General features: G+C 51.8%; 15 protein-coding genes and 1 tRNA gene. 9 read left to right on the plus strand and 7 right to left on the minus strand.

The features are described from left to right. From HMPREF1640_RS13480 to HMPREF1640_RS12525, 7 genes are all read left to right on the plus strand, one after another. Positions 1-1,167, plus strand: a 1,167-nt coding sequence (locus HMPREF1640_RS13480) for a hypothetical protein (protein ID WP_197051475.1), incomplete at its 5' end; no start/stop codon positions are given. Between the two features lie 128 nt (positions 1,168-1,295). Next, the gene (locus HMPREF1640_RS03175; protein ID WP_036892319.1) at positions 1,296-1,751 is read left to right on the plus strand and encodes a histidinol phosphate phosphatase; all 456 of its coding nucleotides are present in this window, start codon (positions 1,296-1,298) and stop codon (positions 1,749-1,751) included. A gap of 45 nt (positions 1,752-1,796) precedes the next feature. Next, positions 1,797-3,251, plus strand: coding sequence for a BspA family leucine-rich repeat surface protein (locus HMPREF1640_RS03180; protein ID WP_036892321.1), 1,455 nt, complete (start codon positions 1,797-1,799; stop codon positions 3,249-3,251). A 7-nt stretch (positions 3,252-3,258) separates the two neighbouring features. Then, positions 3,259-3,483 carry a hypothetical protein gene (locus HMPREF1640_RS03185; protein ID WP_036892323.1) on the plus strand — a complete coding sequence of 75 codons (225 nt, stop codon included), beginning with the start codon at positions 3,259-3,261 and terminating at the stop codon, positions 3,481-3,483. A gap of 18 nt (positions 3,484-3,501) precedes the next feature. After that, entirely contained in the window at positions 3,502-3,762 is a 261-nt protein-coding gene (locus HMPREF1640_RS03190; RefSeq protein WP_036892325.1) for a hypothetical protein, read from the plus strand. Then, on the plus strand, positions 3,749-4,174 hold the full coding sequence (locus tag HMPREF1640_RS03195) for a lysozyme (protein ID WP_036892327.1): 426 nt from the start codon (positions 3,749-3,751) through the stop codon (positions 4,172-4,174). Before HMPREF1640_RS03190 ends, HMPREF1640_RS03195 begins: the two co-directional genes overlap by 14 nt. Then, positions 4,171-4,626, plus strand: a complete 456-nt coding sequence (locus HMPREF1640_RS12525) for a hypothetical protein (protein ID WP_156098696.1) — start codon at positions 4,171-4,173, stop codon at positions 4,624-4,626. Before HMPREF1640_RS03195 ends, HMPREF1640_RS12525 begins: the two co-directional genes overlap by 4 nt. A 168-nt stretch (positions 4,627-4,794) precedes the next feature. Here HMPREF1640_RS12525 and HMPREF1640_RS03205 read toward each other — a convergent pair whose 3' ends face one another. Together HMPREF1640_RS03205 and HMPREF1640_RS03210 are read right to left on the minus strand one after the other, a co-directional pair. Next, positions 4,795-5,976 (minus strand): phage integrase SAM-like domain-containing protein, encoded by a 1,182-nt coding sequence (locus tag HMPREF1640_RS03205; RefSeq protein ID WP_036892329.1) that lies wholly within the window; start codon positions 5,974-5,976, stop codon positions 4,795-4,797. A 148-nt stretch (positions 5,977-6,124) separates the two neighbouring features. Continuing rightward, positions 6,125-6,197, minus strand: a tRNA-Lys gene (locus HMPREF1640_RS03210). 727 nt (positions 6,198-6,924) lie between these two features. On the opposite strand from HMPREF1640_RS03210, the gene HMPREF1640_RS03215 reads away from it, so the two are divergent. Continuing rightward, positions 6,925-8,286, plus strand: coding sequence for a TrpB-like pyridoxal phosphate-dependent enzyme (locus HMPREF1640_RS03215; protein ID WP_036892331.1), 1,362 nt, complete (start codon positions 6,925-6,927; stop codon positions 8,284-8,286). Positions 8,287-8,370: 84 nt separating this feature from the next. On the opposite strand, the gene HMPREF1640_RS03220 is transcribed toward HMPREF1640_RS03215, so the two are convergent. From HMPREF1640_RS03220 to HMPREF1640_RS03240, 5 genes are read right to left on the minus strand one after another with little or no spacing between them, the layout of a single operon-like run. Further along, positions 8,371-8,913, minus strand: coding sequence for a 2-oxoacid:acceptor oxidoreductase family protein (locus HMPREF1640_RS03220; RefSeq protein WP_036892333.1), 543 nt, complete (start codon positions 8,911-8,913; stop codon positions 8,371-8,373). Position 8,914: 1 nt separating this feature from the next. Next, complete coding sequence (locus HMPREF1640_RS03225; RefSeq protein WP_036892335.1) at positions 8,915-9,685, minus strand: thiamine pyrophosphate-dependent enzyme; 771 nt, start codon at positions 9,683-9,685, stop codon at positions 8,915-8,917. A 1-nt stretch (position 9,686) separates the two neighbouring features. Then, complete coding sequence (locus HMPREF1640_RS03230; RefSeq protein WP_036892346.1) at positions 9,687-10,772, minus strand: 3-methyl-2-oxobutanoate dehydrogenase subunit VorB; 1,086 nt, start codon at positions 10,770-10,772, stop codon at positions 9,687-9,689. Beyond that, positions 10,762-11,007, minus strand: a complete 246-nt coding sequence (locus HMPREF1640_RS03235) for a ferredoxin family protein (protein WP_036892337.1) — start codon at positions 11,005-11,007, stop codon at positions 10,762-10,764. Before HMPREF1640_RS03235 ends, HMPREF1640_RS03230 begins: the two co-directional genes overlap by 11 nt. 24 nt (positions 11,008-11,031) lie before the next feature. Continuing rightward, the gene (locus HMPREF1640_RS03240) at positions 11,032-11,211 is read right to left on the minus strand and encodes a tetratricopeptide repeat protein (protein ID WP_036892339.1); all 180 of its coding nucleotides are present in this window, start codon (positions 11,209-11,211) and stop codon (positions 11,032-11,034) included. A 644-nt stretch (positions 11,212-11,855) separates the two neighbouring features. On the opposite strand from HMPREF1640_RS03240, the gene HMPREF1640_RS03245 reads away from it, so the two are divergent. Next, positions 11,856-12,060: hypothetical protein (locus HMPREF1640_RS03245; protein ID WP_036892341.1), on the plus strand; the 205-nt coding region annotated here is incomplete at its 3' end.

The raw sequence follows: 12,060 nt of genomic DNA on the forward strand, positions 1-12,060 counted from the left end.
GTGGCGCGCGAGTTGAGGGTGCGCCCCGGCTCCGTGTGCACGATGAGCGCGTGGGTGGCGTTCGACAGCCACGGCGGCCAGGGCAGCGTGTTCTGCGACATGGAGAGTTGGAACGAGGCCAAGGGCGGTTTCGAGCGCGTGTGGGCCACGCCCATCAAGGCCGACCACCAGTACGACTCCAAGGACGTGGCTCGGTGGACGCGCTGCCGCTGGACGTTCCGCGTGGGAGGGAGCGGCCGCGTGCGGTTCTACCTGTGCGCCTTCACCGACAAGTCCATGTGCGACTTGTGGCTCTGCCGCCCCAAGCTGGAGGAGGGCGACAAGGCCACGCCGTGGAGGGAGTACGACAGGACGGCGGACCTCGAGCGCGCCATCCTCGACATAAAGAGCGGCGAGATAACGCTCGACGCGAGGAAGACGACCGTCAAGGGAGACCTCACGGCCAAGAGCCTGCGCACCGAGGGAGACCCTGCCAAGGGCGGCGCGACCATCGTGGCCAAGGGCGGCATGTTTACAGTCTACGGCGTCAACAAGTCGGTGCCGGGCATCGAGATAGGGCTCAACGAGGCCGGCGAGCCTGTCCTGAGAATGTACAAGAACGGAAAGTTCGCGTACGACCTCGGGCCGGACACCATATTCGAGCAGGTGGCCGAAACGCGAAGCTCGTTCACGCCGTGTGACCTGCGCCGGATATGCGCCCCCGACGGCCAGGGCATGGAGAAAGCGTTCGGGCCGTCGTTCCCCGACGACTACCGCGCGGTGAGGGCGTACGTGTTCAGCGAGGGCTACAAGAAAGTGGGCGGCCAGACGATGTACAAGGTGTCCGGCACCGACGAGCCGTCGGAATACAACGGCGCGCACTTCGCCGAGCGGCGCGACACCCCCGACGTTACCGCCGAAGAGCTCGAGAAGTTGCGCAGGATAGCCGACGGCTGGTATCTGGACGGGGGCAGCCACGGCGGACCGGGGCGCGGCGGACCGGGGCGCGTCGACGAGCCATCCGGCGACGGCTCGGACGGCCAAGGGAACGAGATGCGCCGCTTCGTCGTGAGGCTCTACGCCAATGGCGAGGCCACGCCAAGGACCGGCTCGTTCACCGTGAGCGGCGACGGCCAAAGGGGGTGGACCGTGAGCAAGGTCGACATACCGTTCCAAGGCCGGCCGTAGAACCCATGCCCCGCGCGCGTAGAACCCATGCCCTGGGCGCGCGGAACATACGCCAAACGCGAACAGACCATACATCAACCATAAATCAACCATAAATCAACCACAAAAATTTTTAAAACCAAAAAGACATGAGAAGTTTGCTTTACAAAATCAGAAAACAGAAGATGACCGTGGGCAAGTACAAGGACAAGGAGGTGTACACCGCCATCCCCACGGGGCGCGAGCGCGTGGGCCACAGGGAGTTTTGCGAGGAGGTGGCCCGGGCCACCACGTTCACCGGCGCGGAGGTGGAGGCCGCCCTGCGGCTCGCCGCCGAGGTGGCCAAGCGGCACGTGGAGAACGGCGAGAGCGTGGACTTCGGCGACATCGGCACGCTCACCCCCACGTTCAGGAGCCACGCCGTGCCAAAGGCCGAGGACTTCGACCCCAAGCGGCACATCACGCGCCCCATGGTGCGGCTGAGGGCCTCGAGACGGTACTTCACCATAACCCACGCCTCGTACGAGAGGGCCGACGACACGCCCGGCCATGCGCCAAGCGAGCCCGCCAAGCCCGGCGACACCGTCACCGCCAAGCCGGAGTGAGGGAAAGGACACGAACACGAACGCGAACACGAAACGGACGATGACATGAGCGAGATAGACTACACGGAGACATGCCGCCGCGACCCCGGGAAGACCCCGGGCGCGACGGGATTGGTGAGGATAAACTACAAGGAGGACTTCGAGCTGGTGGTGGAGCTGCTGGCCGACGGCAAGCCCTACCCGCTGGGCGACGAGGATTTCAGGATAGACTTCACGGTGATGGCCTCGCGCTACAGCGTGGGCCGCGAGGGCGGCGCGTGCGAGCGGTGCGCGGTGGTGGGCGGCAACAAGGTGCGGTGCTTCATGGACGGCCACGGCCTGCCCCCCGGCAAGCTGCGAGCCGAGGTCAGGGTGAACGCGCCCGACGCCAACTACGCCGACGGCAAGCGATTGAGCGTGGCCGTGGCCGAGGGCGACGTGGAGCTGGTGAACGGCAACACGCGCCTCGACGGGGCGACGGTGAGGGCGAGCCTCCCCATCTTCTTGGTGGACGCCTACCAGCTGGCCAAGGAGCAAGGCTACAAAGGCACGATGGACGAGTATTACGCCACCTTCACCGACATATCCGCCCTGCTGGCCAAGGCCCGCGACATGGCCAAGGCCGAGCGGGAAAGGCAAGAGGCCGAGCGGGCGAGGCGCGAGGCGGAGACGGCGAGGGAGGCCGAGGCCGACAAGGCCCGCGCGGCGTGGCGAGACATGGAGCGCATGCGCCACCTGCGCGAGGGCGAGCACGCCCGCGAGCTGGAGCTGGTGGAGAAAATCAGGAACGCCCCCAAAGACCCCACGCGAGACGTGTGGCTCGACGCCACGGACGGGGAAATCAAGAGCGGGCCAGCCGAGGGAAACCTGACGAGGAACGCCATCGCCTACTATTATTTAGGCAGGCGAGTTATCAAAGGCGATTTCAGTGGACCGACAAAGGAGGGTGGAGGCAACGCGTTCGTTCGCCACTTGGATGTCAGAAACTGGGACATGACGCTATGCACGGATGCGAATCGTAAATTCCAAGATTATACAAGCTTGGTGTCGCTCGACACGTCTGAGTGGAATTTATCGGCTCTGGTCAATGGAGAATACATGTTTGCCGAATGCAACTCGCTGCAGGCTCTTGACGCGTCGAGATGGAATTTATCATCTCTGAATAATGCAACTGCTATGTTTGCCAATTGCAACTCACTGCAGACGCTTGACTTCAGGAAGTCTACATTTCGCAACGTAACGAGTTTTGACAACACCTTACTTAATTGCCACTCCCTCGCGGAGCTGTGGCTGCCACTTACATTTGACAAGCTGGCCTCGATAAACATCGCCGTGCCGTCGTGGGGCGTCACGCCCGAGGGCCTCGCCTCCTTGCGCTGGACGTTCGGCGATGGAGCTGACGACCGCGCGGCAAAAGGTTTGCGGCCATGCGCGGTGAGACTGGACGCAAATGTATACGACAGGCTGACGGACGAGGAGCGCACGGCGGCCGCAAAGAAAGGATGGACAATAACAAAATAAAACGAATATGAAAAAGACGGAAATTAACGGCTGCACGGTGCTCGAGGCCGAGCCCGGCATGATGATAGCCAAGGGCCGCTTCGTGTGCGGCACGGTGGCGTGGCTCGCCACGAACGACACCGCCGACGGCTACGAGGAGATAACCCGGGAGAGGGCCGCGGAGCTGGAGGCCGAGGCCATCCGCCGCCCGGGCGGGGACGACGCGGCGAGCGAGAGAGACAACCAACGTTAAACATAAAAAACAAAAGACATGCAAAGGAACACGAAAGAATGGATACAATACGGCTCAGCCATGGCCATGCTGGCCAGCGGCGTGGCCATGGCCTTCGCCAGCTTCTTCCTGAACGGCGGAGACCTCAAGGACAGCGTGCTGTGGTACGTGAGCCAGACGCTCGTGTACGCCGGCTCGATATTCGGCGTGGGCATATACGTGCAGAGCAAGTGGAGCGAGGTGAAAAACTACGTGGACGGCTGCCTGCGTGACAACAAGGACGACGATGAAAGCAAGTGACCGGCTGATAGAGAAAATCAAGGAGTTCGAGGGACTGCGGCTTCGGGCCTACAGGGACGCCGTGGGCAAGCCCACCATCGGCTACGGCCACACGCTGGGCGTGAGGATGGGGCAGCGCGTCACGGAGCGGCAGGCGGAGGAAATGCTGCGGCAAGACCTCTGGGTGGCCGGCAGGCTCCCGAACACGATTAAGGAGATAGACACGCAGGGCAAGTACGACGCCTTGGTGAGTTTCATATTCAATCTTGGCGTTGGCAGCTTCAAGCGTTCCACGCTCTACAGGCGCATATTGCGCCACGCCCCCGACAAGATGATACAAGCGGAGCTCATGCGGTGGACGCGCTCGGGCGGCAAGGTGCTGCCCGGGCTCGTCAGGCGCAGGGAATGGGAGGCGAAAAGATGGACGGAATGAAAAAGATACTGTTTTTATTCGTTGTAATCATGTCGCTGACAGGTTGCAAGACTGTCAGATTTGTGCCTGTGCCCGAGTATCACACCTTATATAAAACGAGGGTGGACACGGTGCGGCGTTTGGACAGCGTGCGAGACGTTCAGTGGATGACTGTCAGGGAAGTGGACAGCGCGCAGCTGGCGGCGTTGGGCATACAGATTAAAGGGCTGAAAAACGCACTCTTGATAGAACGCAACAAGTTGCTGCAAAAGATGTCGAACGAGAAAACGCATAAGATAGATACTATCATGCAGCGTGACAGCATCCCTGTGCCCTACCCTGTCGAAAAGCCGCTGACCAAGTGGCAGCGGTGGAAGATGGACTTGGGCGGCTGGGCCATGGGCGTGGCGGCGGTGCTTGTTATCTTAGTCATTTTGAAAGTGACCAAGATAGCGCATAAGATATTTGTTTGATGCAGAAACAGAACAGCTGTTGCAAAAGGCGAACCCTGCGAATATTTCCGCATGGGTGTGCGAGCAAATCAAGGAGGATAACAGGTAAATAACACTTACATGGATGATGATTATTTGTGATAAATATATGGTGTGGTAAAATTGGCACACCATATATTTTATTTAATGCTATTCTGTGAATCTTATAATTTTGGCTATTGCTTCGTCTGCGTGTTTCCTCATAATTCTGATGTAGTTATATATAGGCCTGTTTTGCTTCATTGATTGTCCTATTGTGTATTCAAGTACTTCAAGCGGTATTCCAAGCTCAAATCCGTATTGCACGAATGTTTTACGAGCAGAATAATAGCACAATCGTTTAACACCTATTTCTTTCCCTATTTTTCTAAGTGTTCGTCCTACATATCTATTGAAATTCTCATAAGAGAAGTTATAATCAAAGTTTAATATGCCTTTCTTTGAGACATATTTATCTATGATCTTTTTTGCTTCCATCGGGATTGATATTTCTATACGCTTGTCACCTCTTTTTGTATTCTTAGTCTTTGTCCTAACGTATTCTATTTGGTCGCTAACGGAAAAATCTATTTTCAACAGATCGATTAAATTTATTCCTCCGAGGTAGAAGCTAAGAAACCATAAGTCCTTGGCGATTTTTTCTATCCTACTTTTACCTGAATATGACTTTAGTTTTCTGAATTGCTCAATTGAAATATCAATATTTCGCTCCACTGGTTGTGGTATTACGCAATCTTGAAATGGGTTAATATCCTGTTTTACAAAATACCGTTTCCTACACAGGTTAGTCAAAACCCTTAAGCGGGTCAAGTACATCCCCGTAGTTGTTTGATTAAGTTTCTTCTTGTTTCGTAAAAACCGCTCAAAATTAGAGACGGTAACAGGAGTAATTGAATTGGCTGGTACATCACCTTTTGAGAACTCTATAAAATATTTACCGCATCGTTCAATAAGTTCCGCATACCCTATTCGGCCATCCTCTTTCAACTCTTTTACATAGTTGTTGCATATTTTTCCGATGGTTATATTATCGTCTGTTTTATGATAAGAAAGAATGGTGTTCTTCAAATCTTTTGCTGAAAGACATTTAATGTTGTTTATGTCATCCAAAATTTTCTGATACTTGTTCAGCAATATTCGCAACTGAACATTCATCACGTCTGCGTCAAAACGCTTTATTACATTCCCATTCTTGAATTGGGATATATCATCTATGATATATGGAGTTATTATATAAACTGTTTCATGATGATGCCTAACTGCAATTCTTATTTTATGTTTTCCATTTGCAAGCTGTTTCGCTTTGAAAATAGTTAATGAAAGTGTTGCCATTTTTATAAAAGTTAAAATAAAGGATACTCAAAAAGATACGCATTTGGCGTCAAATTTGAGAAAATAATCTCTTTTTTTTAACTGATGTATAACTTGAGGCGTGGAGGAAATGTCCTTAAACACTTGAATACAAAGGACTTATCTTTTGTGATCCGTTTGGGGTTCGAACCCAAGACCCCAACATTAAAAGTGTTGTGCTCTACCAACTGAGCTAACGGATCGTTGTTTATGCACTTATCTTTGTAAGCGAGTGCAAAGGTAAGAAGTTTTTGCCATATTTGCAAATTATTCCATTCTTTTTTTCACGAATCCACACGACTCTTACATTTAAAAAGTCTTGCGACTTTTACAAATACCGTTTTTTATAGCGCACCCATGACACGGCAGAAGCTGTTCCTTTCTAAAGACGCGACCATGATTGTATGGAAATTAGCCTTCGAAACTCGTATGGCATGACACATCCAATTTTTTTTCTAACAATATGAATTTCTGCAAAATAAGTACTAATTAAAAATCGGTCAAGCAAGCTGTTTTCCGTAACTTTACAGCAAAAAGGATCGTCACGAAAGAAATCCGCTTATTCATTCAACGCCGGCATCGCGTTGGTCACCGAGGCTCGGGGAGACAAGAGTGATGAAACCAAAGTTGGTCCACCGCTTATTGATATATTTGGGAAAACAATCACGGCGGACGCCATGTCCATGCGGAAAGTTATCATTGACAAAACCATGGAGAACAATGGAATTTTTGGCATAGGCACAACTTGTTGATATACAGACACAATATTTTTTTCGTACCCGAAACCAACAAGGGAAACTATGTCCTCGCGCCATTCTTAAGTGAAAGAGCCGTGCAAAATGACAGCATTTTAAAGACAAATGCTGTTTTTTGTATCATTTTTTGAGTACCTTTGCACAAGTTTATTACCTTATAATTATATATGTATCAATGAGACAAAAAAAAATCATATTATCCGAAAAAGACATCCCTACCCAGTGGTACAACATCCAAGCGGAAATGCCCAACAAACCACTGCCTCCCCTGAACCCATCTACCAAGCAGCCAGTGACAGCCGAAGACTTGGCGCATATCTTCAGTATGGAATGTTCCAAACAGGAACTTGACCAAACCAACAGATGGATAGACATACCCGAAGAGGTATTAGAGAAATACACATTCTACCGCTCTACCCCACTCGTCAGGGCTTATGCGCTGGAAAAAGCGTTGGACACTCCTGCTCACATATATTTCAAGAACGAATCGACCAACCCGTTAGGCTCGCACAAGGTGAACTCGGCCATACCGCAATGCTACTATTGCAAGAAGGAGGGTGTTACCAATGTGACGACAGAGACAGGCGCGGGGCAATGGGGAGCGGCGTTGTCTTACGCCGCTAAGCTGTACGGATTGGAGGCCGCCGTATACCAAGTGAAAATCACGATGCAGCAAAAGCCCTACCGCTCCATCATCATGCGCACCTTTGGCGCCACCGTGGAGGGGTCTCCATCAATGTCCACCCGCGCCGGCAAAAACATCATCACCGCAGACCCGACACATCCCGGGTCGCTTGGAACGGCCATCTCAGAGGCCATCGAGCTGGCCGTCACCACACCCGGATGCAAATACACCTTAGGTTCAGTTCTCAATCATGTGTCCTTGCACCAAACCATCATTGGCTTGGAAGCGGAGAAGCAAATGGAGATGGCCGGCGAATATCCAGACAAAATTATCGCCTGCTTTGGCGGAGGCTCCAATTTTGGTGGCATCGCGTTTCCCTTCATGCGTCACATGTTTGATGGCTCGCACAAGAACACAGAGTTTATCGCGGCCGAGCCAAACAGCTGTCCCAAGCTTACCCGCGGAGAGTTCAGGTACGACTTTGGAGACGAGGCTGGCTACACGCCACTTTTGCCCATGTACACCCTTGGGCACGACTTCAAACCTGCCAACATCCATGCCGGCGGCCTGCGCTACCACGGTGCGGGTATAATAATCTCCCAACTCATCAAGGATGGATACATGCACGGTGTAGACATTCCTCAACTCGAGACTTTCGCGGCGGGCACACTCTTTGCGCGAACAGAAGGCATCATTCCCGCCCCGGAGAGCTGCCACGCCATCGCCGCGACCATTCGCGAGGCTAAAAAAGCCAAGGTTGAGGGAAAGTCACCTGTCATCTTGTTCAACCTTTCGGGGCACGGTCTCATAGACATGCCGTCTTACAACAGTTATATCAATGGCGACCTGACCAATTATACCGTTACTGACGAGCAAATAGAGCAATTTCTCGCCAACGTGCCAACGGTGTAACGTGTCTGCTTACGAGACATCAAATGCCCATTTCATCCGTATGGACGAAATGGGCATTTGATATGTTAACGCTACAAAAAGTCTCTAAACCTTTTTGATAATATCCATTCCCACCCCAAGAGCTTCCATGTTTAACGGTATCAATCCATGATGACGCTCTGGCAATGTCTTGAAAAGTGCCTTGTTAATGCCATCCGTACTTACCACATGGGCCACCTTGAGCAGTCCGCCCAGCACTATCATGTTGAACACCTTGGAGTTTTTCATCTCCGCGGCCTTGTCCATGGCATCGATGCGATAGATAGTAATGTCGTCACGGTTAGGCTTATCCATAATGCCAAAGCCGTCATAGATAAGTATTCCACCGGGCTTAACTTTAGGCATGAATTTATCTAACGAGGGTTGGTTCAGCACAATAGCAATGTCGTACATGCTCAATATGGGCGATGAGATACGCTCGTCGCTCACGATGACCGTGACGTTAGCCGTGCCACCTCGCTGCTCCGGACCATAAGCAGGCATCCATGTCACCTCCTTGTCCTCCATCAATCCGGAGTATGCCAATATTTTACCCATCGACAAGACGCCTTGTCCGCCAAAGCCCGATATAATGATTTCTGTCTTCATGTTACTTCAAATTTGTGGTGTCTTTCAGGTCACCCTTGATATATTCCGGGAACATGTTCTCTCTCATCCACTCGTTGGCCTTCACCGCGGACAATTTCCAGCCACTGCTGCAAGTGGACACTATTTCCACGAGGCTTGAGCCAAGTCCTTTCATGGACGACTCGAAAGCCTTTCGAATGGCTTTCTTGGCCTGCCTGATAGCGGCCACGGTATCCACGCTTTGGCGTGTCACATAGCACGTGCCCGTCAGTTTTGACGCCAACTCCGTGATATTGAGGGGGTAGCCATGAATGTCAGGGTCGCGGCCGTAAGGGCAGGTAGACGTTTTCTGCCCTATGAGCGTGGTCGGCGCCATTTGTCCTCCCGTCATGCCATAGATGGCATTGTTGATGAAAATAATGGCAATGTGCTCCCCCCTGTTCAGCGCATGGATGGTCTCCGCCGTACCAATGCACGCCAAGTCGCCATCACCTTGGTAGGTGAACACCAACCTGTCAGGCCATACACGCTTCACCGCCGTGGCCAAAGCCGGGGCGCGCCCATGAGGCGCTTCCTGCCAGTCTATATCAATATATCTGTACGCGAACACGGCACATCCCACTGGAGAGATGCCTACTGATTTCTCTCCCATACCCATTTCGTCTATGACTTCGGCCACCAGTTTGTGCACTTCGCCGTGCGAGCATCCCGGGCAATAGTGCATATGGGTTTCGTTCAGCAATTTGGGCTTGGCATAAACCAAGTTCTCCGGTGCTATAATATCATTGTTCATCTTATTTCCTCAATTTAGTTTTCAACGCTTCCACTATCTCCTGCGGGTCTGGCACGATACCGCCCAACCGTCCAAAATGCTCCACCGGCAATGCGTTTTCCACTGCCAACCTTACGTCTTGCACCATTTGTCCGGCATTGATTTCAGCCACAAGAATACCTTTTTTGTTTTGGGCTATGTCCGCAATGGCTTTTGTGGGGAACGGCCACAGCGTGATAGGACGGAACAGCCCCACCTTGATACCCTCCTCACGGCATATCTCCACGCTCTTCTCGGCAATGCGCGACGCACTGCCAAAAGCCACGATGACATAGTCAGCGTCGTCGCATAGATGTGTCTCAAAGCGCACCTCGCGTTGTTCTATCTCCCTGTATTTCTTTTGCAAGGCTATATTTCGGCGCTCCATCACCTCGGAGCTAAGCTCCAGCGAGGTAATGACATTTGGCTTCCGGTCTTTCTTTCGGCCTGTGGTCGCCCATGGATATCTCTTGATAATCTCCTCGTCGGTAAGCCGAGGTTTCATCGGCGGCAACACCACCTTCTCCATCATCTGGCCTATTATGCCATCAGAAAGTATCATCGCGGGGGTACGATAACGGAAAGCCAGCTCAAACGCCAAGTCCACGAAGTCGGCCATCTCCTGCACGGAGGCCGGCGCCAGCACTATGACATTATAGTCGCCGTTGCCACCGCCACGCGTGGCTTGAAAATAATCGCCCTGACTGGGTTGTATGGTGCCCAACCCCGGGCCACCTCGTTGCACGTTGACTATCACCCCCGGCACCTCGGCGCCAGCCATATACGATATGCCCTCTTGCATGAGCGCCACTCCGGGGCTTGACGATGTGGTGAACACCCTCTTGCCGGCGCCGCCGCCGCCATACACCATATTGATAGACGCCACCTCGCTCTCGGCCTGCAGCACCACCATGCCTGTGGTCTCCCAAGGCTTTAACAGCGACAGCGTCTCTATAATTTCGGTTTGCGGTGTGATGGGATACCCAAAAAAAGCATCGCATCCACAACGTACCGCTGCGTGCGCGATGGCCTCGTTGCCTTTCATCAATGTCACTTCCTTATTTTTCATGGCCATCCTCCATCTTCTTTCGATACACAGTGATACATCCATCCGGACACACTATTCCGCACGAAGCGCACCCTATGCAGTCGTCCGGACGAGCGGCTGTCACATAAGCGTATCCATGCGTATTCACTTTTCTATCAGCCAAAGAGATAACGTCTTTCGGGCACGCCACAATGCACAGCGTGCATCCTTTGCAGCGTTCCACGTCTACCACGATGGCCCCTTTCATCTTACCCATAAGCTATTAGTTTTTTAGTATTGCTTAAGGATTGTAAAAATCCTTACAATAAAAATTCATAATGTCGTCCAACATCCGCTTGGCCTCTACCGCCGGACTGTTTGCGTCCAAGCGTATGGCTTCCATATAGTTGTTCAAAGCCGAAGCGAAATCGCCCCGCTTGCGGCATTCGTTACCTTTCAAATAGTAGTCATTGGCGGTCATTGGCGGTTGTATTCCTTACGTTTCATATTTACAAAGATAAAAAACATTGGGCTTTTTTGTCCGCATAGCCATTGCCTTTTAATATATTTTTGCATTATCACAACCATTAGTTGCACAAAACAAAGATTTTGTGCAACTATTAAGAAAAAACTCATATTGGGCACGCACTCTACGCTCAAGCTGGCTTTGCGACGCGCCGTAACATTAATTTATATACGCCAAGCAACGCAAGCGCGCGGCTACGTCCACCCGAAAGCCTAATGGAAGGCTTCCGCGGCTTCTCTCCAAGCTCTCCCGGCGCGCAACCGTCCATGCGAATCACGCCGTCCCTATCTCCGCCCTTTTGTCAGAGGCAAGGAGAACGGGGGGGCGCGCGGAGTTCAGGGCAAAAGCCAACAAAGAACCTTTTTCATGGAAATGAATTTGATATATGACCGCCTATGGCCGATTAAAAAAAAATTAGCCGAGAGCCCTCCAATTAAGTAAAAATTATAATAAAATGTCTTAAATACTCATAATTTATGGGGGGGTAGATCGGCAATATCACTTTGTCATAAAAGCATTATCTTTGTATTGTATTTGAATTTCAACAAGTTATTCATTTTTTAATCTAATTCATAGGGCATAAAAAAGAAAGGAACACAATGAAAAAGATGTACGAGAAGCCAGTGGCAGAAGTACTAAGAATGGACGACACCATGCAGATGATTTGCAGCTCTGCCAATGGGTTTAAAAACCAAACACCTATCAAAGTGAGTGGATGGGGTGATCCGGAAGAAACGGACGCGGACGGAACGTCAACAGAAATTAAAGAAGAAGACTTACCAGCATGGCTAAAAGAAAATCCCT

This window comes from Prevotella sp. S7-1-8 (assembly GCF_000758925.1).
GTDB lineage: Bacteria > Bacteroidota > Bacteroidia > Bacteroidales > Bacteroidaceae > Prevotella.

Excerpts from the sequence above, each read along its gene's own strand:
- HMPREF1640_RS03225 (WP_036892335.1), bottom strand. The coding sequence starts at position 9,685 with ATGAACAATGATATTATAGCACCGGAGAACTTGGTTTATGCCAAGCCC.
- HMPREF1640_RS03205 (WP_036892329.1), bottom strand. The coding sequence starts at position 5,976 with ATGGCAACACTTTCATTAACTATTTTCAAAGCGAAACAGCTTGCAAAT.
- HMPREF1640_RS03220 (WP_036892333.1), bottom strand. The coding sequence starts at position 8,913 with ATGAAGACAGAAATCATTATATCGGGCTTTGGCGGACAAGGCGTCTTG.
- HMPREF1640_RS03180 (WP_036892321.1), top strand. The coding sequence starts at position 1,797 with ATGAGCGAGATAGACTACACGGAGACATGCCGCCGCGACCCCGGGAAG.
- HMPREF1640_RS03240 (WP_036892339.1), bottom strand. The coding sequence starts at position 11,211 with ATGACCGCCAATGACTACTATTTGAAAGGTAACGAATGCCGCAAGCGG.
- HMPREF1640_RS03175 (WP_036892319.1), top strand. The coding sequence starts at position 1,296 with ATGAGAAGTTTGCTTTACAAAATCAGAAAACAGAAGATGACCGTGGGC.
- HMPREF1640_RS03185 (WP_036892323.1), top strand. The coding sequence starts at position 3,259 with ATGAAAAAGACGGAAATTAACGGCTGCACGGTGCTCGAGGCCGAGCCC.
- HMPREF1640_RS03235 (WP_036892337.1), bottom strand. The coding sequence starts at position 11,007 with ATGGGTAAGATGAAAGGGGCCATCGTGGTAGACGTGGAACGCTGCAAA.
- HMPREF1640_RS03195 (WP_036892327.1), top strand. The coding sequence starts at position 3,749 with ATGAAAGCAAGTGACCGGCTGATAGAGAAAATCAAGGAGTTCGAGGGA.
- HMPREF1640_RS03230 (WP_036892346.1), bottom strand. The coding sequence starts at position 10,772 with ATGAAAAATAAGGAAGTGACATTGATGAAAGGCAACGAGGCCATCGCG.
- HMPREF1640_RS12525 (WP_156098696.1), top strand. The coding sequence starts at position 4,171 with ATGAAAAAGATACTGTTTTTATTCGTTGTAATCATGTCGCTGACAGGT.
- HMPREF1640_RS03215 (WP_036892331.1), top strand. The coding sequence starts at position 6,925 with ATGAGACAAAAAAAAATCATATTATCCGAAAAAGACATCCCTACCCAG.
- HMPREF1640_RS03190 (WP_036892325.1), top strand. The coding sequence starts at position 3,502 with ATGCAAAGGAACACGAAAGAATGGATACAATACGGCTCAGCCATGGCC.